Annotated in this window: 19 protein-coding genes; 11 read left to right on the plus strand and 8 right to left on the minus strand. The window is 65.3% G+C overall.

Features of this window, described 5'->3' with window-relative positions; all coding sequences use genetic code 11:
• Positions 1-416 precede the first annotated feature (416 nt).
• Positions 417-1,841, minus strand: coding sequence for a Glu/Leu/Phe/Val dehydrogenase (locus tag CDO87_RS03990; protein WP_100927569.1), 1,425 nt, complete (start codon positions 1,839-1,841; stop codon positions 417-419).
• Positions 1,842-2,181: 340 nt separating this feature from the next.
• Here CDO87_RS03990 and CDO87_RS03995 point away from each other — a divergent pair, with 340 nt between their 5' ends.
• From CDO87_RS03995 to CDO87_RS04005, 3 genes are all read left to right on the plus strand, one after another.
• Positions 2,182-4,020, plus strand: a complete 1,839-nt coding sequence (locus CDO87_RS03995) for a pilus assembly protein TadG-related protein (protein ID WP_100927570.1) — start codon at positions 2,182-2,184, stop codon at positions 4,018-4,020.
• Positions 4,021-4,121: 101 nt separating this feature from the next.
• Positions 4,122-4,655: a TadE/TadG family type IV pilus assembly protein gene (locus CDO87_RS04000; protein WP_100927571.1), complete on the plus strand. Its 534-nt coding sequence runs from the start codon at positions 4,122-4,124 to the stop codon at positions 4,653-4,655.
• 12 nt (positions 4,656-4,667) lie between these two features.
• Complete coding sequence (locus CDO87_RS04005; protein ID WP_254698328.1) at positions 4,668-5,357, plus strand: TadE/TadG family type IV pilus assembly protein; 690 nt, start codon at positions 4,668-4,670, stop codon at positions 5,355-5,357.
• 60 nt (positions 5,358-5,417) lie between these two features.
• Here CDO87_RS04005 and CDO87_RS04010 read toward each other — a convergent pair whose 3' ends face one another.
• Positions 5,418-5,891: a hypothetical protein gene (locus CDO87_RS04010; protein WP_100927573.1), complete on the minus strand. Its 474-nt coding sequence runs from the start codon at positions 5,889-5,891 to the stop codon at positions 5,418-5,420.
• Positions 5,892-6,016: 125 nt separating this feature from the next.
• On the opposite strand from CDO87_RS04010, the gene CDO87_RS04015 reads away from it, so the two are divergent.
• A complete protein-coding gene (locus tag CDO87_RS04015) occupies positions 6,017-6,478 on the plus strand; it encodes a methylated-DNA--[protein]-cysteine S-methyltransferase (RefSeq protein WP_100930828.1) in 462 nt (153 codons plus the stop codon).
• A 70-nt stretch (positions 6,479-6,548) separates the two neighbouring features.
• On the opposite strand, the gene CDO87_RS04020 is transcribed toward CDO87_RS04015, so the two are convergent.
• From CDO87_RS04020 to CDO87_RS04030, 3 genes are read right to left on the minus strand one after another with little or no spacing between them, the layout of a single operon-like run.
• Entirely contained in the window at positions 6,549-7,592 is a 1,044-nt protein-coding gene (locus CDO87_RS04020; RefSeq protein WP_100927574.1) for a TRAP transporter substrate-binding protein, read from the minus strand.
• Between the two features lie 38 nt (positions 7,593-7,630).
• A complete protein-coding gene (locus tag CDO87_RS04025) occupies positions 7,631-7,954 on the minus strand; it encodes a 2Fe-2S iron-sulfur cluster-binding protein (RefSeq protein ID WP_100927575.1) in 324 nt (107 codons plus the stop codon).
• 8 nt (positions 7,955-7,962) lie between these two features.
• Positions 7,963-9,138, minus strand: a complete 1,176-nt coding sequence (locus CDO87_RS04030; RefSeq protein WP_100927576.1) for a cytochrome P450 — start codon at positions 9,136-9,138, stop codon at positions 7,963-7,965.
• A 109-nt stretch (positions 9,139-9,247) separates the two neighbouring features.
• Between CDO87_RS04030 and CDO87_RS04035 the strand changes: the two genes are divergently transcribed.
• Entirely contained in the window at positions 9,248-10,144 is an 897-nt protein-coding gene (locus tag CDO87_RS04035) for a LysR family transcriptional regulator (RefSeq protein WP_254698330.1), read from the plus strand.
• A gap of 35 nt (positions 10,145-10,179) precedes the next feature.
• On the opposite strand, the gene CDO87_RS04040 is transcribed toward CDO87_RS04035, so the two are convergent.
• The gene (locus tag CDO87_RS04040; protein WP_100927578.1) at positions 10,180-11,013 is read right to left on the minus strand and encodes a prephenate dehydratase; all 834 of its coding nucleotides are present in this window, start codon (positions 11,011-11,013) and stop codon (positions 10,180-10,182) included.
• A 135-nt stretch (positions 11,014-11,148) separates the two neighbouring features.
• Between CDO87_RS04040 and CDO87_RS04045 the strand changes: the two genes are divergently transcribed.
• The 5 genes from CDO87_RS04045 (at position 11,149) to CDO87_RS04065 (ending at position 17,789) form a co-directional block, all read left to right on the plus strand.
• Positions 11,149-11,661 carry a cytochrome c family protein gene (locus CDO87_RS04045; protein ID WP_100927579.1) on the plus strand — a complete coding sequence of 171 codons (513 nt, stop codon included), beginning with the start codon at positions 11,149-11,151 and terminating at the stop codon, positions 11,659-11,661.
• Between the two features lie 254 nt (positions 11,662-11,915).
• Positions 11,916-13,841, plus strand: coding sequence for an extracellular solute-binding protein (locus tag CDO87_RS04050; RefSeq protein WP_254698332.1), 1,926 nt, complete (start codon positions 11,916-11,918; stop codon positions 13,839-13,841).
• A gap of 6 nt (positions 13,842-13,847) precedes the next feature.
• A complete protein-coding gene (locus CDO87_RS04055; RefSeq protein WP_100927580.1) occupies positions 13,848-14,933 on the plus strand; it encodes a microcin C ABC transporter permease YejB in 1,086 nt (361 codons plus the stop codon).
• A 52-nt stretch (positions 14,934-14,985) separates the two neighbouring features.
• Positions 14,986-16,203, plus strand: a complete 1,218-nt coding sequence (locus tag CDO87_RS04060) for an ABC transporter permease (RefSeq protein WP_100930830.1) — start codon at positions 14,986-14,988, stop codon at positions 16,201-16,203.
• On the plus strand, positions 16,200-17,789 hold the full coding sequence (locus CDO87_RS04065; RefSeq protein ID WP_100927581.1) for an ABC transporter ATP-binding protein: 1,590 nt from the start codon (positions 16,200-16,202) through the stop codon (positions 17,787-17,789). The genes CDO87_RS04060 and CDO87_RS04065 overlap by 4 nt, the downstream gene beginning before the upstream one ends.
• Here the strand turns inward: CDO87_RS04065 and CDO87_RS04070 are convergent.
• The gene (locus CDO87_RS04070) at positions 17,747-18,664 is read right to left on the minus strand and encodes an EamA family transporter (RefSeq protein ID WP_100927582.1); all 918 of its coding nucleotides are present in this window, start codon (positions 18,662-18,664) and stop codon (positions 17,747-17,749) included. The two genes, CDO87_RS04065 and CDO87_RS04070, sit on opposite strands and share 43 nt — an antisense overlap.
• A 97-nt stretch (positions 18,665-18,761) precedes the next feature.
• Here CDO87_RS04070 and CDO87_RS04075 point away from each other — a divergent pair, with 97 nt between their 5' ends.
• The gene (locus CDO87_RS04075) at positions 18,762-19,271 is read left to right on the plus strand and encodes a MarR family winged helix-turn-helix transcriptional regulator (RefSeq protein WP_100927583.1); all 510 of its coding nucleotides are present in this window, start codon (positions 18,762-18,764) and stop codon (positions 19,269-19,271) included.
• Positions 19,272-19,278: 7 nt separating this feature from the next.
• On the opposite strand, the gene hemN is transcribed toward CDO87_RS04075, so the two are convergent.
• On the minus strand, positions 19,279-20,634 hold the full coding sequence (hemN, locus tag CDO87_RS04080; protein WP_100927584.1) for an oxygen-independent coproporphyrinogen III oxidase: 1,356 nt from the start codon (positions 20,632-20,634) through the stop codon (positions 19,279-19,281).
• Positions 20,635-20,699 lie beyond the last annotated feature (65 nt).

The following is a 20,699-nucleotide window of genomic DNA, read 5'->3' on the forward strand; positions in this document are numbered from 1 at the left end:
CTGCGCCCTGGCGGGTGATGACCCCGTTCTCGGGTAAGATTCGGTCAAGGCTCCGGTCAGGAATGGGGCACCGAAGCGGACTTCGCCACGCATTTTAGAAGAAGGCGCGCGATCGTCGTCCATGCCCACGGGACAAACAGCGAGATCCGGCGGGCCTGCACCGCGACCTTTGAAAGTGGGAAAGCAGTACTGGCAGGTCCCCGAAATCGCAGGCAAGCGCGGGGCCGTGAGGGTGGCCCGGCGGCCGGCCTCTAATCAAGAACCGGACGAAAGCGCGCAGGACGGGGGTCTGCGCGTTCGCTTGCCGTCAGCCCGCGCCTACGGCCCAAAGCCATGCCGGACCCGGGCCTGCCAGCCCGGGGTTCAGTATGTGTGATGCGGGACCTGCGCCGGTCCCGCAATGTCTCAAGACCCTGTCAGATGCCCTTGGCCGCGTAACTCCGCGCCACACGGTCGATTGCGGTGATGTAGGCCGCCGTGCGCAGGTCGTGGACGTCGTCGCGCGTGTGCCAGACCTCCTGCATGGACTGGTAGGCCACCCGCATGGTGTCATCGAGTCCGGAGCGCACCAGTTCCAGCTCGTCGGCACCCCTCAGGTATTTCTCGCGAAACAGCGGCGACAGGGACCATGTGGAACCCATCGCCGAATCCAGACGGTCCAGCTCGTCGAGGATCAGGGCGTGGCGCGCCTCCTCCTGCCGCCTCTGCATGCGGCCGAAGCGGATGTGCGAGAGGTTCTTGACCCATTCGAAGTACGACACGGTGACCCCGCCCGCGTTGGCATAGAGGTCCGGGATGATGACCACGCCGCGCCGGCGCAGGATGTCGTCGGCACCGGCGGTCACCGGCCCGTTGGCCGCTTCGATGATCAGCCGTGCACGGATGCGCTCGGCGTTGTCGGTGTTGATCACACCCTCGACAGCGGCGGGGATGAGGATGTCGCACTCCTCTTCCATCACCTTCTCGCCGTCGGCGATGGCGTTCGCCTCGTGGTAGCCGCTGACACCGCCGTGGCGGCAAATCCATTCGTGCACCGCGTCGACGTTCAGGCCTTCGGGGTCGTAAAGCGCGCCGTCGTGCTCAACGATGCCGATGATCAGGGCGTGGTCTTCCTCTCTCAGGAACTTCGCCGCGTGGTAGCCGACGTTGCCGAGGCCCTGCACGATGACCCGCTTGCCCGCCAGGCGGCCCGACAGACCGGCTGTGGCCAGGTCCTTGGGATGACGGAAGAACTCGCGCAGCGCGTACTGGACACCGCGCCCGGTCGCTTCCACCCGGCCCTCGATCCCGCCCGCGGACAGCGGCTTGCCGGTCACGCAGGCCTGGGAGTCGATGTCGGTCGTGTGCATCCGCGCATATTGATCCGCGATCCACGCCATCTCGCGCTCTGACGTGCCCATGTCCGGCGCAGGCACGTTCTGGGAAGGATTGATCAGGTCGCGCTTGATCAGCTCATAGGCGAAACGGCGGGTGATCTTCTCCAGCTCTTCGGCGTCGTAGCGGCGCGGGTCGATCCGCAGCCCGCCCTTCGAGCCGCCGAACGGCGCCTCCACCAGCGCACATTTGTAGGTCATCAGCGCGGCAAGCGCCTCCACCTCGTCCTGATTGACCGTGGAGGCGTACCTTATCCCGCCCTTGACCGGCTCCATGTGCTCCGAATGGACAGAGCGGTAGCCGGTGAAGGTCTCGATCTTGCCGCGCAGCCGCACGCCGAAGCGCACGGTATAGGTGGCGTTGCAGACGCGGATCTTTTCCTCCAGCCCCGGCGGCAGGTCCATCAGCGCCACGGCGCGGTTGTACATGAGATCCACTGACTCACGGAATGTCGGTTCTGCTGTCATGCCGCCTCTCCCGGAATGGTCGTTTCACCCCTTATTGGGGAGACAGGGTGGGATCACAATGCCCGTGGCGTGCCAGACTGTGTCGGGATGATTCAGATTTGCACACTTATGACGCGAATAAAGGACAACCTTGACGCTACCTTGCGTCGCCACCGTAGCCCAGTGCGAAACAACGGCATCGGCAGGGGCGCTTTGTCCCCGAAACCCCTTAAAAGTATAGATAATCGCATTTTAATTGGCCCAAATTTAGCCATCTTGGAACGGCATAAAAACGGCGTCCGAAAGGACAGACATTGTTCTATTCCCACCGGCTGCAAGGCCGTTTTCCAAGGTGCCCGTGATGCAGACGAAGAGATACAGGAACACGTCCAATCCCGCCATGTCGCCCTCTGCGACGGAAGGCTGGCTGGGCCGCTTCCGGGCGGACACGTCCGGGAGCATGTCCTATGTCGCTCTGGCCGGCTCACTCGTCATGATGGTCTTCGGCGGCATCGGCATCGACATGATGCACGCCGAACTGAAGCGCAGCCAGGTGCAAAACACGCTCGACCGCGCCGTTCTCGCCGCAGCGAACCTCAGCAACACCCGCGATCCGCAGACCGTGGTCGAAGATTACTTCCGCGCCATGAAGCTGGAGGACACGCTGGGCGACGTCCAGACCGGCGACTCCCTCGGTGCAAAGCGTGTCCGGGCCGAAGGCAACGGCACCATCAACTCCCATTTCCTCGGCCTGATCGGCATCGACCAGCTTGACGTGCATGGCGCCGCCACCGCCGAGAACGCCACCGCACCGCTGGAAATCTCGCTGGTGCTGGACGTGTCCGGGTCCATGCAGGGCCAGAAGATCAAGGATCTGAAGGAAGCCGCAAAGACCTTCGTGCACGCCGTGCTGGGCGAAGGCGGCGACAACAGCCGCGTGACCGTCTCGCTGATCCCCTACAACGCGACGGTGAACCTGGGCGACGACCTGTCAGAACGGTTCAACCTCGACCGCTGGCACAACTATTCCTCCTGCGCGATATTCGACGCGTCGGACTACAGCTCCCTGTCCATCGACCCCGATTCCGGTCTGGAGCAGCTTGCCCACTTCGACCCCTTCGACGGCAATGCACCTGACCTGACAGACCCCTGGTGCGCCGCGGGCAATGACCTCGCGATCGTGCCGCACAGTTCCGATCCCGACTACCTCTCGGACGTGATCGACAGCTTCGAGGCGCAGGGCAACACCGCCATCGACCTCGGGATGAAGTGGGGTCTCGCCCTGCTCGACCCCGCGGCCCGCCCTGTCATCGGCGACATGCAGGCCGACGGGCTCGTCCCGTCCTCCGCCCGTTATCGCCCCTCGGACTACGGCACGCAGACGATGAAGTTCGTCGTCGTCATGACCGACGGCGAGAACACGCAGGAATACAACCTGAAGTCATGGATGCTGAACCCGACCGCCCTGTCGAACGTCTGGGTGGACGATCACGGCACGCCCGGCAAGGGCGACGACCGTTACTCGATCCGGGTCAAGGACAACTACGGCGACTCGAACGATGTCTTCTTCTGGCCGCACGCCAGCTCCTACCGCTACAAGAACGGCCCCTACAGCTGGGTGACCGGAACGGCCGCGCAGATGGTGAACGGCGTGGCGGTGGTCGGCGGCGACTCCGAAACGACGAAGGCCAAGTGCTCCAGCTACAAGGGCGCGGGCCACAACGCGGGACAGGAAACGCTGATCGAGAACGTCCTCGGGGTGGATTACGGAACGCTCGACCTCGACGGTGACGGCATCGTCGGCGCAGAGGACGACTGCACCAGCTACCCGCCTGTCCGTCTGACCTGGCAGGAGCTTTTCGGCAACGTGAAGACGACCTGGTACGCGAACTCGTGGTACTGGCAGGCCTATGTCGATGGCCGGGTCAGCTACAACGACTACTACAACGCGTATTACTCATGGGAAACCATCGTGAACGCGTCGCAGGCCAACACCAACCTCTCGACGATCTGCGCCAAGGCAAAACAGCAGGACGTGACCATCTTCACCATCGGCGTCGAGGCGCCGCAGGCCGGGCTGGCCGCCATGCGCAACTGCGCGTCGTCCGCATCGCATTACTACAACGTGGACAGCAGCCAGCTGGTGGACACCTTCCGCTCGATCTCTGACGTGGTTGTGGAACTGCGCCTGACCGAATGACCCCACGGCCGGTGCTTCACCACCGGCCTCTCCCTGAATGACCCCAATCGCGGGACTGCCCCTGGGCAACCCGTACCTGTACCTTAATCGAGGCCAAGCCCATGTTTCGCCCCCAGTTCTCTTTCCTGCGCCGGTTTCGCGCCGACGACGATGGCTCGATGGTCGTGCCCATCGCCCTGTGGATGCCGATCTTCCTGCTCCTCATCATTTCGTCGATCGAGCTCGGCACCATCACGGTCCGCAGCACCGTGCTTGAGCGGGCGCTCGACCAGACCGTGCGGGACGTGAAGCTGGGCACCGGCCCCAACACGCACGCACAGATGAAAGAGGCGATCTGCAACCGGGCCCAGATCCTGCCCAGCTGCATGGAGACGCTGCACCTCGAGATGGTGGTGCTGGATGTCCGCGACTGGACCGATCCGCCGGAAGGCGTCGACTGCTACGACAACTCGCTGCCCGTCACGCCGCAGCGCAATTTCCAGAACGGCAAGGGCGGAGAGATGATGTTCCTGCGCGCCTGCTACAAGTTCAAGCCGCTGACCCTGATCAGCTCCTTCAACGCGGCCCTGCCGAAAGACGATGCCGGTTACGTGGGCCTCGTCGCCATGAACGCCTTCGTGAACGAACCCAGCTGAGGAGAGATGCACATGTTCCGTTCCATACTCCCCGCCCCGCTGAGACGCTTCACCAGCGACGACACCGGCTATGCCAACGTCGAGTCGATCATCGTGCTGCCCGCGCTGCTGTGGCTCTTCGGCGTCGGCTGGGTCTACTTCGATGCCTTCCACCAGCAGAGCATCAACCAGAAGGCCAACTACGTCATCGGCGACATGATCTCCCGCGAGACCGATCCGCTGGACGAGACCTACATCCAGAACGCCCACAACCTGCTGAGCGCGCTGACCCGCTCGGACACCGAGAACACGGATTTCCGCACCTCGGTTGTGCAATTCGACGCGGAGCTCAACGACTGGGATCTGGTCTGGTCGGACGCCTACGGTGCCCGCACCCGGCTGCAGAAGGCCGACCTCTACGACTATATCGACCGCCTGCCGCCCGCGATGGACAACGAACAGCTGATCCTCGTGGAAACCTGGGAGGATTACGCGCCGGTGTTCAAGGTGGGCCTCGATCCGTTCGAGATCGCGACCTACAGCTTCACCAGCCCGCGCTACACCTCGCAGGTCGTGTGGGAGGGGTCGACCAGCGCCGGCGGCGGCGACAGCAATTCGGGCACCGACGGCGGCAGCTCGACCGACACCGGATCGTCCGACGGGTCTTCGGGCTCCGGTTCCGGCGGCGGGTGGAGTTTCTGGGACTGGCTTGTGGGCGCGTAACGTCCGCGCAGGAGACTACAGAAGGGCCGCGCCTCTGGCGTGGCCTTTTGCCGTTCCTGGCTACCCCTTCGACGCCAGCTTTATCGAGATCATGTCGGCGACCGGCTTCGTTGCGGAGCCGGCGGTCACGCCGCCCACCGCAACGCGACGCCCCACGCGCCACCAGAGACCGGGGCGCCACGCACGCGGCGCCGGGTCCTTCAGGATCAGCAGGAACCCGTTCGACGGCTTCGCGGCGAACATCGACCGGTCAACCCGCGCGATCTGGTCCAACCGCGCGATGACGGTGCCGTCGCTGTCGGACAGCGCCTCGTCGGTCAGGATCAGCGCATGGCCGGTAGACACCCACATCCGCGACGAGAACCAGAGCGCCACGCCGCCGAGCACCAGCAGGAACACCCGCCACAGCAGCGACTCCGGCGGCTGGGCGAAGGCGATGTAGAGCAGAAGCCCGCCCAGCAGCAGCATCGCCCCCACCCCGATCATGCGCCGGGGCGCAGAGGCTTCGATCCGTGCCAGTTCAGATGTGCTCATGATGATCCCCCGCCTGTTCCCGGTGTCATAGCGGCAAGCGGTGCCGGGGGAAAGCAGATGCCTTGCGGCGCGGCCACGGGACGACGACAATGGCGGCATGCGCTGTCGGCGCGGAGGGGACGGACATGGCAGAACTGACGGTCACGACACCCACGGGCCCGTTCACGCTGGTCGAGGCGGAGGGCGCCCTCGTCGCCTGCGGCTGGCGCCAAGGTCCGCAAGACACAACAGAGGCCACGCCCGTGCTGCAGGAGGCCGCGGCACAGCTCGATGCGTACTTCGCGGGACGGCTCACCCGGTTCGACCTGCCGTGGCGCGTCGACCGCAGTCCTTTTCAGGCAGAGGCCTGTGCCCTCATGGCCGCGATCCCGTTCGGCGAGACGATCACCTACGGCGATATGGCCAAGGCGCTTGGCGTGTCCGCCCAGGCAGCGGGCCGCGGCTGCGGCGGCAATCCCCTGCCCGTCATCGTGCCCTGCCACCGCGTGCTGGCGACAAACGGGCTTGGCGGCTTCTCCGGCAGCGGCGGGGTGGAAACGAAGGTCTGGCTCCTGCGCCACGAGGGCGCAGCGGGACTTCTGATCTAACAGAAGGCACGCGCCCACGAAAAAGGGCGAGGACACCGTCCCCGCCCCCGATCCGTTCCGAAACAAGCTGTCAGAGCGCGCCGGTCGCGCCCTTGCACTCGCCTTCCATCAGCGACTTCGCTTCGTCGATCAGCGCCTGACCATCCAGCCCCTTGCCATCCAGATCGGCGATCCAGCCGTCGTAGATCGGCTGCACGAGGTCACGCCACGGGCCGGTCTCGTCTTCCGACACGGTGATGATGTTGTTGCCGAGGTCCACCGCGACCTGCCGCGCCGGGGCGTCGGCGTCCGTCTGCGTACCGCCCGCAAAGACCGAGAAGTTCAGGCCGGAGTTGTCGTCGATGACCTTTTGCAGGTCCTCGGGCATGGAATCGTAGACGTCCTTGTTCATCGCCATGACGAAGGTCAGCGTGTAAAGCGCCGGGCCCTCGAACTCGGTATGGTTGGACACCAGCTCCGGCACCTTGAGGGCCGAGGTCACTTCCCACGGGATGGTCGTGCCGTCGATCACGCCCTTGGACAGCCCCTCGGACACCGCCGGTACGGGCATGCCCACCGGCTCTGCGCCTGCGGCCTCCAGCAGCTGGTTCACCAGCCGCGAACCGCCGCGGATCTTCATGCCCACGAGGTCCTCGGGCGTCTGCACCGGGTTCTTGGTGTGGAACATGCCGGGGCCGTGCACCCAGGTGCCCAGCATCTTCACGTCGCCGAACTCCGTCTCTGCCATGTCCTTCTCGTACATCTTCCAGTACGCGCAGGACGCGGCGCGCGGGTCCTCGACCATGAAGGGCAGCTCGAAAACCTCGGTCGACGGGAAACGGCCCGGCGTATAGCCGACCACCGTCCAGATGATGTCCGCCAGACCGTCGACGGCCTGGTCGTACAGTTCCGGCGGCACGCCGCCGAGCTGCATGGACGGGTAGTGGTCGATCTTGATGCGGCCATCGGAATCGGCCTCCACCTTCTCGATCCACGGCAGCAGGATTTCCTGCGGCACGGCGGCCTGCGGTGGCAGCATCTGGTGCAGGTTCAGCTGCACCTCCTGCGCCGTGGCGCCCTGTGTCATGGCCAGCGCGCACGCCGTGCCTGCAAACAGTGTCTTCAACGTCTTCATTGGATCCTCCCTGAGTGTCCTGTTCCCCGGTCCCTACGTTATCCCTGCTCTTCCGGCAGATGGATGATGAGTCCGTCAAGCGCCTCCGACGCCACGATCTGGCACGACAGACGCGATGTCGGGCGGACCTCGGCTTCGGCGAAGTCCAGCATGTCTTCCTCGATCTCGCCGCGGTCGCCGGTGCGGTCCGTCCACGCCTCGTCCACGTAGCAGTGGCAGGTGGCACAGGACATCGACCCGCCGCATTCGGCGATGATCTCGTCTATGCCGTTGTCGCGCGCCGCCTGCATGACGGATGTGCCGGGCGCGGCCTCGACCTGCTTCTTCGTGCCGTCCGCGTGGACGAAAGTGATACTGACCATATCAGTCCTCAGTTCAATGTCACCGGAAGGTTCAGCGGCCCGCGGAATCCGAATCCGCTCCAGACCACGTCCTCGGCCTTGTTCAGCTTCATGTTGGGGAAGCGCTCGAAGATCATCGGGAGCATGATCTCTCCGACGGTCTTGCGGGCGACCTGCGCGCCCGAGCAATGGTGCGGCCCGTTGCCGAACGCCTGATGCTGCGCCTTGGCGCGGAACACGTTGTAGAGGTGGCCGTCCTCGAAGACATCCTCATCGTGGTTGGCCGAGGCCTGAATCGTCATCAGCGTGACGCCCTCGGGAATGTCGATGCCGTCGATCTGGTGCGCTTCCATCACCTTGCGCGAGGACGCCTGGATCGGAGCGACCCAGCGCACACCTTCCTCGAAGGCGTCGGTCCATGCCTCGGTGCGCCGCACCTCTTCAAGCTGGTCGGGGTTGGTCAAAAGCCCGTAGAGGATCGTCGCCAGCGCATCGCGCGGCTCGTTGATGCCGCCGCCGATGGCGATCTTGATGTTGGCGTAGATCTGGCTTTCGGGGATCGGGTCCTTTGCGTTCAGCATGATCGACATGGCGGAGTTGTTGGGTTCCGCCTTGTGACGCGCCTGGATCGAATCGAAGTAGGCGTTCATCTCGGCATTGGCCGTGTCGGACTTCGCAAAGGGCTCGTCCCGGAAACCGAAGTTGCCCGCGCCGTCGATCAGCGTCTGCGACCAGCGCTGCATGTCGGCATCGCTCGCCTCGTCCAGCCCGAGGATATGGGCGAGGATGCGCGCCGCCACCGGCCCGCAGAGGTCCTTGAACAGGTCCACCGTCTCGCCGCGCGGCAGGCGGTCGAGGTAGTCGGAGGCGATCTTCGCATAAAGCTCCGCCCAGTCGGTCTTGATGACCTTGGGCGAAAACGCCTTCTGCATGGCCATGCGTTCGCGTCGGTGCTCGTCCCCGTCCTTGCGCATCAGCGTGTGCGCCTGGAAGGCACGCTCCATCGGTGTCTTCGGATCGTCGGAACTGTAGAGTTCCGCGTTGTCCTTCACCATGCGGGTGTGCTTCGCCTTCGTCAGGAAGATGCGCCGCGCGGCGGGCACATCGACGATCGGGGTCTCCGCACGCATGCGGCGGTATATGGGATAGGGATCGCGGGTCAGATCGTCCAGCGTCACCCGCTCCTCCACGGGGGCAGTGGTCATGTCTCACCTCCTCCAAGCCAGACATTGGCGGTCACAGTCTCAAAGGTGGATTGATCTGGCAATAAGATCAATTCTATTCATGGCATCAGTCAGTTTGATGGAGAATGGCATGGCCGATCCGATGGGCGTGGACTTCCGGACGCTGACCCTGTTGGCTCGGGTGCACGATCTGCGCTCGTTCACCAAGGCGGCGGAAGAGCTGGGCGTGAACCAGTCGGCGATCAGCTACACGGTCGAAAAACTGCGGGGCGTGTTCCAGGATCCGCTCTTCGTGCGGCAGGGACGGACGATCCTGCCGACGCCGCGCTGCGACGAGATCGTGCAGGAGGCCAACCGCCTGATCGGCGACTTCCGGCGGCTGACGGTACCGTCGCAGTTCGATCCCGGCACGGTGAAGCGCAAGATCACCATCGCCTGCAACTACTACGAACGGGTGCTCTGGGTGCCGCACATCGTGCGCGCCGTGCGGGCAGAGGCGCCGGGCCTCGAGCTCGAGATCGTCGATGCCTCCGACATCGGGCACGAACGGCTGCTGCGGAACGAGGCAGAGATGCTGATCGGCCCTTTCCAGCGCGAAACCCCGGCGTTCTACAGCAGGCGGCTATATCACGAGGACTACATCTGCCTGATGGATGCGGGCCATCCCGCCGCCGGTGCGCCCCTGGACCTGAAGACCTACCTGGGGCTGAACCACGTTCTGGTGACCTACGGCGGGCGCTGGACCTCGCGCTACCTGCACGACCTCAAGGACATGGGCCACAGCCTGCAAGTCGGGCTGCGGGTGCCAAGCCCGGCGGGGATCGCGGAGCTGGTGGTCGCCTCCGATCTCGTCGCGACCGTCCCCCGCAGGCTCGCGAAGGTGCTGGGCGACGCGGTGCATGTCGCGGACTGCCCCGTCCGCACAGAGATCACCATCGAGGTCGTCTGGACGGAGCGCAATCACCGCTCTGCCCACCATGTCTGGCTGCGCGACCTGATCCACCGCGTGGTATCGCAGGTCGCATGAAGCCCGCTGCCTGACCAAGAGCGCCGGGCGCAGGCTCAGTCGCGGCGCGGATCGCGCGGGTAGACGCCGAGGATCTCCAGCATCGAGGTGAAGTAGGCCAGCTCCTCCAGCGCGCGGGCGACCGGCGGGTCTTCGGGATGACCTTCGATGTCGGCGTAGAACTGCGTCGCGGTGAAGGACCCGCCCACCATGTAGCTTTCCAGCTTGGTCATGTTCACGCCGTTGGTCGCAAATCCACCCATCGCCTTGTACAGCGCGGCGGGGATGTTGCGCACCTGGAAGACGAAGGTGGTGATCATGCCGTGGTCGCCGCGCACCGTGGTGTCCGGCTCCGGCGACATCAGCAGGAAGCGCGTCGTGTTGTGGGCGTGATCCTCGATGTGCCGGGCCAGGATGTGCAGCCCGTTGATCTCTGCCGCGAGGTCGGAGGCCAGCGCGCCCACGGTCCGCGACCCGGTGCGCGCGATCTCGGCCGCGGCGCCCGCGCTGTCGGGCCATGCCTCGCCACGGATGCCGTATTGCTTGAGGAAGGTCGCGGCCTGCGGCAGCAGCACCAGATGCGCGCGCACCACCTCGAGGTCCTCGATCGCAACGCCCGGCAGGGCCATCAGCGAAATGTGAACCCGCACAAAGGCCTCGTCGACGATTCTCAGCCCCGACTCCGGCAGCAGGCGGTGGATGTCCGCGACCCGCCCGTAGGTGGTGTTCTCGACCGGCAGCATGGCGAGGTCGGCGTCGCCGTTGCGCACGGCGGCAATCACGTCCTCGAAGGTGTCGCAGGGCAGGACATCTGCGCCCGGACGGGCCTCCACACAGGCCTGGTGCGAATAGGCCCCCAGTTCTCCCTGGAATGCGATACGTTTCGGCATGAGGCTCCCTCCACGGTCAAAATCTTGCGTTTGCCCGGTGGGCGGGCGATTGGTCGCGGCTTCTATCGCTTGCCTAAGCCAATTGGAAGCCGTAGACAGCCGCCCGACGGATACACAATTCGAACAGGGCACCTCATGGATACGATGACAGTTACCAAGGTCGTGGGCGGCGTCTGTGGCGCTCTGCTGATCTACCTGATGGGCAAGTGGGGCGCGGAAACCCTCTACCACGTCGGCGGCGGCGGTCATGGTGAGGAGCACGCGTCGGCCTACGTGATCGAGGCAGGAAGCAGCGAGCCTGCCGAAGCAGAACCCGAAGTGCCCTTCGAGGAGCTTCTGGCATCCGCCGACGTGGGCGACGGCGAGAAGGTCTTCGGCAAGTGCCGCGCCTGCCACAAGGTCGACGGCTCCAACGCGACCGGCCCGCACCTCGACGGTGTCGTTGGCCGTGAAATCGGCTCTGTCGGCGGCTTCAACTACTCCGGCAACCTGCAGCAGGTCGGCGACGCATGGACGCCGGAGCATCTGAACACGTTCCTCGAGAACCCCAAGGGCGCAGCGCCGGGCACCACCATGTCCTTCAACGGCCTGCCGAAGGCGGAAGACCGCGCAGCCGTCATCGCCTACCTGCAATCCGTGAGCGGCTGATCCGCCTCTCCGTCTTGCACACCGATTTCAGAAGGGCCGTACCCAGCGCGGGGACGGCCCTTTTCGTTTTGCGTCACATGCCCTGACGCACCGCACACGTCCCGATCACAAGGGCGTCAAAGCAGCCCGCCGCCTGCCCAATCTCGACTTGAATGTGGTCACGCGGAACCCTTAGCTTAAATTTAACTATAATTGCCGAGACATGGAGGCGTCGGTATCCGAACGCCCCGCCGGACCGCCAAGGGAGACCACGGATGACCAGAAGACCGCCGTTCCACGTCGATCGCCGCAGTGCCCTCGGGCTCATCGGCGCCACCGCGGCCACCCCGCTCCTTCCGCGCACCGGCTGGGCCGAGTCCCATGCGATGGCCGACACCATCCGGGCGCACGGCTATTCGTTCTACGGCGACCTGAAGTATCCGGCGGACTACCCGCACTTTGCCTACGTCAACCCGGACGCGCCCAAGGGCGGCGAGATCGTCATCGGCGCGCGCGGCACCTTCGACGGCTTCAACCGCTGGGCCTGGCGCGGCAACCCGGAAACCAACTCCGGCGTCGTGGCGGAATCCATGTTCGGCGAGATGCCCTGGGGTGGCGGCCTGCCGGCGGACACGATCACCGACTCGTACTGCCTCGTCGCGCGAGAGGTCGAATACCCCGAGGACCAGACCTGGGTCATCTTCCACATGCGCGACGACGTGACCTTCCGCAACGGCGCGCCGGTCCGTGCACAGGACGCGGCCTTCACCCATAACCTGTTCATCGAACAGGGCATCCGCTCCTACGCCCGCAGCGTGAGCGAGCGGATTTCCGGCGTCGAGGTCATCGACGACCTGACGCTGAAATACACCTTCGTCGACGGCATCTCGCGCCGGTCGCTCATCAGCCAGGTCGGCGGCACGCCGATCTTCTCCGAGGAATGGTACAAGGAAACCGGCGAGAAGCTGGACGAACCCTCCGTGCTGTCCCCGATGGCGTCGGGCCCCTACCAGGTCGCCGATTACGAATTCAACCGCTACGTGGTCTACGAGCGCAACCCGAACTACTGGGGCTGGGACCACCCGGCCAACATCGGGCGCCACAACTTCGACCGCGTCCGGTTCGAGTACTTCGCCGACGACACCGCCGAGTTCGAGGCCTTCAAAGCCGGGATCACCAACTTCCGCACCGAAGGCTCCACCAAGCTCTGGGCCACGGGCTACGAATTCCCCGCGATCCAGCGCGGCGACGTCGTCAAGAAGGAGATCCCCGACCAGTCCGCGCCCAACAACTCCGGCATCATCTTCAACACCACGCGCGAACCGCTGGACAACCGCAACATCCGGCACGCCCTCTCGCTCGCCTACAACTTCGAGTGGGAGCGCGAGTCGCTCCAGTACAGCCTGACGACCCAGCGCAAATCCTTCGTCGAGGGACAGGAATGGGAAGCCAAGGGCCTGCCCGAGGGCAAGGAGAAGGCGCTGCTGGAAAGCCTGGGCGAACTCGTCCCGCCGGACATGATGACCGAGGAGGCGGTGATGCCGCATTCCTCCGACGCGCGCGACCCGATCGACCGGCGCAACAAGCGCACTGGCCTGCGCCTGCTGGAACAGGAAGGCTGGACCGTGAACGCGGACGGCAAGATGGTCAACGAGGCCGGTCAGCAGATGACGCTGAACTTCCTCGTGCTGTCGAGCTGGGACGACACCCGCAAGTCCGGGATCGAAACCTACGTGCGCACCCTGAACGACTGGGGCATCGCCGCGACCGCCGACACCGTGGACAGCGCGCAGGGCCAGCAGCGGTTCCTCGACAAGGACTACGACATGATCCACACCCGGATCCTGACGTTCGCTGCGGCCGGGACCGGGCTGAACCAGCTCTTCGGGTCGGAAACCGCCGTGGTGTCCTCCTACAACCCGGCGGCGCTGCGCAGCCCGCTGGTTGATGCGATCATCGAAGCCGCGCTCGACACCAAGACCCGCGAGGACGAGATCGCCGCGCTCATGGCACTGGACCGCGCGCTCCGTTACGAGCGTATCCAGGTGGCCGCCGGTTTCGTGCCGGAATACTGGGTCGCCTATTACGACATGTTCGAGCATCCCGACGAACTGCCGCCCTACGCTCTGGGCGTGCTGGACTTCTGGTGGATGAACGAGGAAAAGCACCAGGCTCTGCAGTCCAGCGGGGTTCTGAAGTAATCCGCAATGGCCGCATATATCCTTCGACGCATCCTGCTCATCATCCCCACCCTCCTGGGGATCATGATCTTCAACTTCGTGCTGGTGCAGTTCGTGCCCGGCGGCCCTGTCGAACAGGTCCTTGCCAAGATGCAGGGCCAGGGCGACGTGACGGCCGGGTTCTCCGGCGGCAGTCAGGACCTCGGCGAGGAAACCTTCGGCTCTGACAGCGACTACGTCGGCGCCCGCGGCCTGCCCAAGGAGTTCATAGAAGAGCTCGAGCGCGAGTTCGGCTTCGACAAGCCGCCGCTCGAACGCTTCCTGAACATGATGTGGAACTACATGCGCTTCGACTTCGGCGAGAGTTACTTCCGCTCGATCTCCGTCTGGGACCTGGTGCTCGAGAAGATGCCGGTGTCCATATCGCTGGGCCTTTGGTCGACGCTCATCGCCTATGTCGTGTCGATCCCGCTGGGCATCCGCAAGGCCGTCAAGGACGGGACCACCTTCGACACCTACACCTCCGCGCTCATCATCGTGGCCTATGCCATCCCCGGCTTCCTCTTCGCCATCCTGCTGCTGGTGCTCTTCGCCGGCGGTTCCTACTGGCAGATCTTCCCGCTCAGGGGGCTGACCTCCGACGGGTTCGAGAACCTCAGTTTCTTCGGCAAGATCGCCGACTATTTCTGGCACATCACCCTGCCGGTCCTGGCCTCGACGATCTCCGGCTTCGCGACGCTGACGCTGCTGACCAAGAACAGCTTCCTCGACGAGATCAAGAAGCAATACGTGATGACCGCCCGCGCCAAGGGCGTGTCGGAGCGCAAGGTGCTGTACGGACACGTCTTCCGCAACGCCATGCTGATCGTGATCGCGGGCCTGCCTGCGGTCTTCATCGGCGTGTTCTTCGGCTCGTCGCTGATCATCGAAACCATCTTCTCGCTCGACGGTCTCGGGCGGCTCGGGTTCGAGGCGGCGGTGGCCCGCGACTACCCCGTCATCTTCGGAACGCTCTACTTCTTCGGCCTGATGGGTCTTCTGGTGAACATTCTTTCCGACCTCATGTACGTTGTGATCGACCCCCGCATCGACTTCGAGAGCCGGGAGGGCTGACATGTCTCACCAGCTCGACGCACAGGCGCAGGCTTCGGCCACGGCGGAACAGATGACCGATCTCGGCTACGAGATCCCCGAGGACAAGCGCGGCCGCTTCGCGATGTCCAACCTCAACCGCCGCCGCTGGCGCAACTTCACCCGCAACCGCCGCGCCTACTGGTCGCTGTGGATCTTCGCGGTGCTCTTCGGCCTGTCGCTGTTCGCGGAGTTCATCGCGAACGAGAAGCCGATCCTCGTGAACTACCGCGGCAGCTACTACATGCCGATCTTCAACTTCTACGCCGAGACCGACTTCGGCGGCGACTTCCGGACCGAAGCGGCCTACCGCGACCCGGAGGTGCAGTGCCTGATCGCCACCGGCGGCCTCGACGCCTGCTTCGACGATCCCGAGGGGCTGATCGTGCAGGCCGAAGAGGGCACCATCGACGACCCCGACTTTCACAAGGGCTGGACGCTCTGGCCGCTCATTCCCTACACCTACGACACGCCCGTCGAACGCTCGGGCGCGGCGCCGCTGCCGCCCGACGTGATCGGGTTCTGGAAGGGCGACGACGAGGAACGGCACTTCGGCCTCCTGCCCCCGGACAAGCGCGGCAACAACCTGCTCGGCACCGACGATGCCAAGCGTGACGTCTTCGCCCGGGTGATCTACGGCTTCCGCCTGTCGATCTTCTTCACCCTGATCGTGACCGCCATATCCTCCGTCATCGGCATCATCGCGGGCGCGCTGCAGGGCTACTTCGGAGGCTGGCTCGACCTCGTGTTCCAGCGGGTGATCGAGATCTGGGGCGCGATCCCGATGCTTTACGTCATCATCATCATGTTCGCGATCTTCGGGCGAAGCTACAGCCTGCTGATCTTCCTGATGATTGCCTTCAGCTGGACGGCGCTCGTGGGCGTGGTGCGCGCGGAATTCCTGCGTGCCCGCAACCTCGAATACGTCCGCGCGGCCAAGGCGCTGGGGGTGTCGAACAACACGATCATGTTCCGGCACATGCTGCCCAACGCCATGGTGGCGACCGTGACCTTCCTGCCGTTCCTCGTGACCGGCACGATCTCGTCGCTGGCCGGGCTCGACTTCCTCGGCTTCGGCCTGCCCGCCGCCGCACCGTCGCTGGGCGAGATGACGCTTCAGGCCAAGCAGAACCTCCAGGCCCCCTGGCTGGGGTTCACCGCCTTCACGGTCTTCGCCGTGATGCTCTCGCTGCTCGTCTTCATCTTCGAAGGGGTGCGCGATGCCTTTGACCCGAGGAAGACGTTTCAATGAGTGAACTGCTGAAGGTCCGCGACCTGAAGGTCTCCTTCCGCCAGGACGGCAAGGTCATCCAGGCGGTGAAGGGCGTCTCGTTCGAGATCGCCAAGGGCGAAACGGTGGCACTGGTGGGCGAATCCGGCTCCGGCAAGTCGGTCACCGCCCTCTCCACCGTGTCCCTGCACGGCGAATCCGCGGTGGTCGAAGGCTCCGTCCTCTACGCCGGGAAGGAGATGGTCGGCGCCTCCGACCAACGTCTGAGGGAGGTGCGCGGCAACGACATCAGCTTCATCTTCCAGGAGCCGATGACCTCGCTGAACCCGCTGCACACGCTGGAAAAGCAGATCCGCGAAAGCCTCGAACTGCACCAGGGGCTGTCGGGCGACGCGGCGCGCACGCGCATCCTCGAACTGCTCACCAAGGTCGGCATCCGCGACCCCGAAACCCGCCTGCAGGCCTATCCGCACCAGCTTTCGGGCGGGCAGCGGCAGCGGGTGATGATCGCCATGGCACTGGCCAACGGTCCGGACCTGCTGATCGCGGACGAACCGACCACAGCACTCGACGTGACGATCCAGGCGCAGATCCTCGACCTGCTGGCCGACCTCAAGTCGCAGGAGGACATGAGCCTCCTGTTCATCACCCACGACCTCGGCATCGTGCGCCGCATCGCCGACCGGGTCTGCGTGATGAAGGACGGCGAGATCGTCGAACAGGGCCGCACGTCCGAGATCTTCGCCAATCCGCAGCACCCCTACACGCAAAAGCTTCTGTCGGCCGAAAGCACAGGCGTGCCCAATCCGGTCAAGCCGGACGCCGAGGAGATCGCCAGCACCGACTCCCTGCGCATCTGGTTCCCGATCCAGCGCGGCCTGATGAAGCGCACGGTGGGCTACGTGAAGGCGGTGAACGAGGCGACCGTCGCCGTGCGCGCCGGGGAAACCGTCGGCATCGTGGGCGAAAGCGGCTCCGGCAAGACGACGCTCGCGCTGGCCATCATGCGGCTCATCAAGTCGCAGGGCGCGATCACCTACCGCGGCGAGGACGTGCGCGCGTGGTCGACCAAGGAACTGAGGCGCCTGCGCTCAGAGATGCAGATCGTCTTCCAGGACCCCTACGGCTCGCTCAGTCCGCGGATGACCTGCGAACAGATCATCTCCGAAGGTCTGGAAGTGCACGCCAAGGGCGACCGCCGCACCTTCCGGGCCGAAGTGGCGAAGGTCATGGCAGAGGTCGGGCTCGACCCGATGATGATGCACCGCTACCCGCACGAATTCTCGGGCGGGCAGCGGCAGCGCATCGCCATCGCCCGGGCCATGGTCCTGCGGCCCCGGCTGGTGGTTCTGGACGAGCCGACCTCGGCGCTGGACATGACGGTGCAGGTTCAGATCGTGAACCTGCTCCGCGACCTGCAGCAGAAGTACAACCTCGCCTACCTGTTCATCAGCCACGACCTGAAGGTCGTCCGCGCCATGAGCCACAAGGTCATCGTGATGAAGCAGGGCGACGTCGTGGAAAGCGGGCCGGCGGAACAGATCTTTGCCAACCCACAGACCGATTACACCCGCACGCTTCTGGCCGCGGCGCTCGATACCGCCTGAGTCTGGGCCTGAGCCTTCGGCGTCGGGCGGGCGTTGACCTTCTGCACGGCCCAGACCGACAGGAGCACCACGCCCGCGCCTGCCATCTGGCGCGGGCTCAGCGCCTGCCCCAGCAGCACCCAGCCCAGCGTCACCGCGCTGAGCGGGCTGAGGAACCCCAGACCCGAGGCAGCCGGCGCGCCAAGGGTCGTCATGCCGCGGAAGTAGATGACGTAGGTCAGCGCCCCGCCGATCAGCCCCAGCCAGACCAGCCCCGCCACCGCTTTCAGGTCGACCGCGGGCACCTCGCCACCGGCGATCAGTGCCAGCGGGATCAGCAGCACACCCCCCGCCGTCAGTTGCCACGCAACGAAGGTCAGGCGGTCCACCGGCGGCGTCCACCTGAGCGTCAGCACCATGCCCGTCGCCATGCTGAGCGCGCCGACCAGCGCCGCCGCCACGCCCACGGGATCGAGCGCGGCACCCGGCCCGAGGATCAGCAGACCTACGCCCCCTACCCCGGCCAGCGCCGCCAGCACCGCCGCCAGCCGGAACGGCGCCCCCAGCAGCAGGCTGGCAAGGACCGTGACGAAAAGCGGCTGCAAGGCGCCCAGTGTCGCGGCCACGCCCCCGGGCAGCCGGTAGGCCGCGACGAAGAGCGCGCCCCAGAAGATGGTGAAGTTCAGCGCCCCCAGAAGCGCGATCCGGCCCAGCCAGTCGCGTGACGGAAGTTTCCGGGTGACCGCCAGCAGGATCAGCCCGGCGGGCAAGGCCCGGAGCAGGCCCACCAGCAGCGGCGGCCAGCCCGGCAAGGCTTCGGTCGAGACGATGTAGGTCGATCCCCAGATGATCGGAGCCAGCGCGGTCAGCGCGACGACATTCAGGCGGGAGGACATGGCGAAACCTTTATCTTGAAGTCGAGATATTTATCTTGGCGTCAAGATATATACGGATTGCTTGACGTCAAGATAAAATTCCGCCACCCCTACCCGCATGGATCACGTCGACCGCATCAGGCAGCAATGGAACACCGAACGCCCCGACCTCGACGTCGGGCCGATGGTGACGCTCGGACGGATGACACGTCTGGCCCGGCGGCTCCGGCACTCTCATGAAGAGGTGTTTGCGAAGCACGGCCTGAACTCCGCGGGCTTCGACGTTCTGGCCACGCTGCGACGATCCGGACCGCCCCATGCGCTGACCCCGAAAGCGCTGCTCGCCTCCACCATGGTGACCTCCGGGACGATGACCAACCGGCTCGACCGGCTGGCCGCGCAGGGACTGGTGGAGCGTACGCCCGACCCCGCGGACGGACGCGGCACGGTGATCCGGCTGACGGAAAAGGGCCATAGCGTGATCGACGCCGCGGTCGGCGACCACGTGGCCAACCAGCACCGGCTGCTGGCGCATCTGAACACCGAGGATCGCGCCGCGCTCGACCGGATCTTCACCCGCTGGCTGGCCGCCCTCGAAGCCGAAGAGTCCGAGGGCGACACCCCCTGAAGGACGATCAGATCGCCGAACTGTGCCCGGCCTTGCTCAGGTCGTAGGCGTCGAAGGTGCGCGCCACCATCCGGGTCAGCGGGCGGGTCTTTTCGGGCAGGTACAGCCCGTCCTCCGTGACCTCGAGCAGGTTGTCGAACGCGGCGGCGGTATCCCGGAAGGTGCGGAACAGCCACTCGCGCGAGACGCCGTAGCCGGACACGATCTCGTCGGCATCAATGCGGAAATCGCACATCAGCGCTTCGATCAGCCTCCCCCTGAGCTTGTCCTCGCCCTTGAACGTGTGGCCGCGCGATGTCGCGAAACGCCCCTCGCGGATCGCGCCGGTATAGGCCGAGGTCGAGGGCGCGTTCTGCGCATAGCCCTGCGGGAACCGCGAGATCGAGGAGGCCCCCAGCCCGATCAGCACCTCCGAGGTGTCGTCGGTGTAGCCCTGGAAATTGCGACGCAGCTTGCCGGTCTTCTGCGCGATGGCCAGACCGTCGCCCGGCACCGCGAAGTGGTCGATTCCGATCTCGGCGTAGCCGTCCCAGACGAACAGCCGCCGCGCCGTCTCGAACAGGTCGAGCCGTTCCTGCGGCGTGGGCAGCATGTCCGACGGGATCATCTGCTGGCGCTTCGCCATCCACGGCACATGCGCATAGCCGTAAAGCGCCACCCGATCCGGCGCGAAGCTCAGAAGCTTCTGGACCGTCTCGGTGATCCGCGCGCGGGTCTGGTGCGGCAGTCCGAAAAGGATGTCGGTGTTCAGGCTGGCCACGCCACGCTCGCGGATCATCTCGATGGCTTTGCGGGTCACGTCATAGCCCTGCGGCCGCCCGATGGCCTCCTGGATCTGCTCGTCGAAGTCCTGCACCCCGATGGAGGCGCGGTTCATCCCGCCCGCCGCCAGCGCGTCGAGCCGTGCGGCGTCGATCTCGTTCGGGTCGATCTCGACCGAGAACTCCGCATGCTCGGCAAAGTCCGCCGTCTCGCGAATCTCCCCGATCAGCCGGGACATCATGTCGGGCGACAGCAGCGTCGGCGTGCCCCCGCCCCAGTGCAGGCGCGACAGTTTGACACCCGGCGGCAGGGCCTTCCGCAGAAGCTTCAGTTCGGCCTGCAAGGTCTCCACGTAGGCTTCGACCGGCTTGGCCGTGGCCGTGCCCTGCGTGCGGCAGGCACAGAACCAGCACAGCCTTCTGCAGAAGGGAACATGCAGATACAGAGATATGTTCCCGCCCTCCGGCACAGCGCCGATCCACTCGCCGAACCGGTCCGGGCCGACGTCCCCGGCAAAATGCGGGGCGGTCGGATATGAGGTGTATCGCGGAACCTTGGCGTCAAAGAGACCCAGCCGCGCGAGTTGTGTTCGTATCGCCATACGCGTACGGTTAGGCCCTGTGAGAGAGGGCGACCTTGACGCAGATCAAAAGGGGCAATCACGCC

Source organism: Sagittula sp. P11 (assembly GCF_002814095.1).
GTDB lineage: Bacteria > Pseudomonadota > Alphaproteobacteria > Rhodobacterales > Rhodobacteraceae > Sagittula.

Excerpts from the sequence above, each read along its gene's own strand:
- CDO87_RS04035 (WP_254698330.1), top strand. The coding sequence starts at position 9,248 with ATGGCCGATCCGATGGGCGTGGACTTCCGGACGCTGACCCTGTTGGCT.
- CDO87_RS04005 (WP_254698328.1), top strand. The coding sequence starts at position 4,668 with ATGTTCCGTTCCATACTCCCCGCCCCGCTGAGACGCTTCACCAGCGAC.
- CDO87_RS04070 (WP_100927582.1), bottom strand. The coding sequence starts at position 18,664 with ATGTCCTCCCGCCTGAATGTCGTCGCGCTGACCGCGCTGGCTCCGATC.
- CDO87_RS03995 (WP_100927570.1), top strand. The coding sequence starts at position 2,182 with ATGCAGACGAAGAGATACAGGAACACGTCCAATCCCGCCATGTCGCCC.
- CDO87_RS04065 (WP_100927581.1), top strand. The coding sequence starts at position 16,200 with ATGAGTGAACTGCTGAAGGTCCGCGACCTGAAGGTCTCCTTCCGCCAG.
- CDO87_RS04055 (WP_100927580.1), top strand. The coding sequence starts at position 13,848 with ATGGCCGCATATATCCTTCGACGCATCCTGCTCATCATCCCCACCCTC.
- CDO87_RS04020 (WP_100927574.1), bottom strand. The coding sequence starts at position 7,592 with ATGAAGACGTTGAAGACACTGTTTGCAGGCACGGCGTGCGCGCTGGCC.
- CDO87_RS04040 (WP_100927578.1), bottom strand. The coding sequence starts at position 11,013 with ATGCCGAAACGTATCGCATTCCAGGGAGAACTGGGGGCCTATTCGCAC.
- CDO87_RS04045 (WP_100927579.1), top strand. The coding sequence starts at position 11,149 with ATGGATACGATGACAGTTACCAAGGTCGTGGGCGGCGTCTGTGGCGCT.
- CDO87_RS04060 (WP_100930830.1), top strand. The coding sequence starts at position 14,986 with ATGACCGATCTCGGCTACGAGATCCCCGAGGACAAGCGCGGCCGCTTC.
- CDO87_RS04030 (WP_100927576.1), bottom strand. The coding sequence starts at position 9,138 with ATGACCACTGCCCCCGTGGAGGAGCGGGTGACGCTGGACGATCTGACC.
- hemN (WP_100927584.1), bottom strand. The coding sequence starts at position 20,634 with ATGGCGATACGAACACAACTCGCGCGGCTGGGTCTCTTTGACGCCAAG.
- CDO87_RS04025 (WP_100927575.1), bottom strand. The coding sequence starts at position 7,954 with ATGGTCAGTATCACTTTCGTCCACGCGGACGGCACGAAGAAGCAGGTC.
- CDO87_RS04010 (WP_100927573.1), bottom strand. The coding sequence starts at position 5,891 with ATGAGCACATCTGAACTGGCACGGATCGAAGCCTCTGCGCCCCGGCGC.
- CDO87_RS04015 (WP_100930828.1), top strand. The coding sequence starts at position 6,017 with ATGGCAGAACTGACGGTCACGACACCCACGGGCCCGTTCACGCTGGTC.
- CDO87_RS04075 (WP_100927583.1), top strand. The coding sequence starts at position 18,762 with ATGGATCACGTCGACCGCATCAGGCAGCAATGGAACACCGAACGCCCC.
- CDO87_RS04050 (WP_254698332.1), top strand. The coding sequence starts at position 11,916 with ATGACCAGAAGACCGCCGTTCCACGTCGATCGCCGCAGTGCCCTCGGG.
- CDO87_RS04000 (WP_100927571.1), top strand. The coding sequence starts at position 4,122 with ATGTTTCGCCCCCAGTTCTCTTTCCTGCGCCGGTTTCGCGCCGACGAC.
- CDO87_RS03990 (WP_100927569.1), bottom strand. The coding sequence starts at position 1,841 with ATGACAGCAGAACCGACATTCCGTGAGTCAGTGGATCTCATGTACAAC.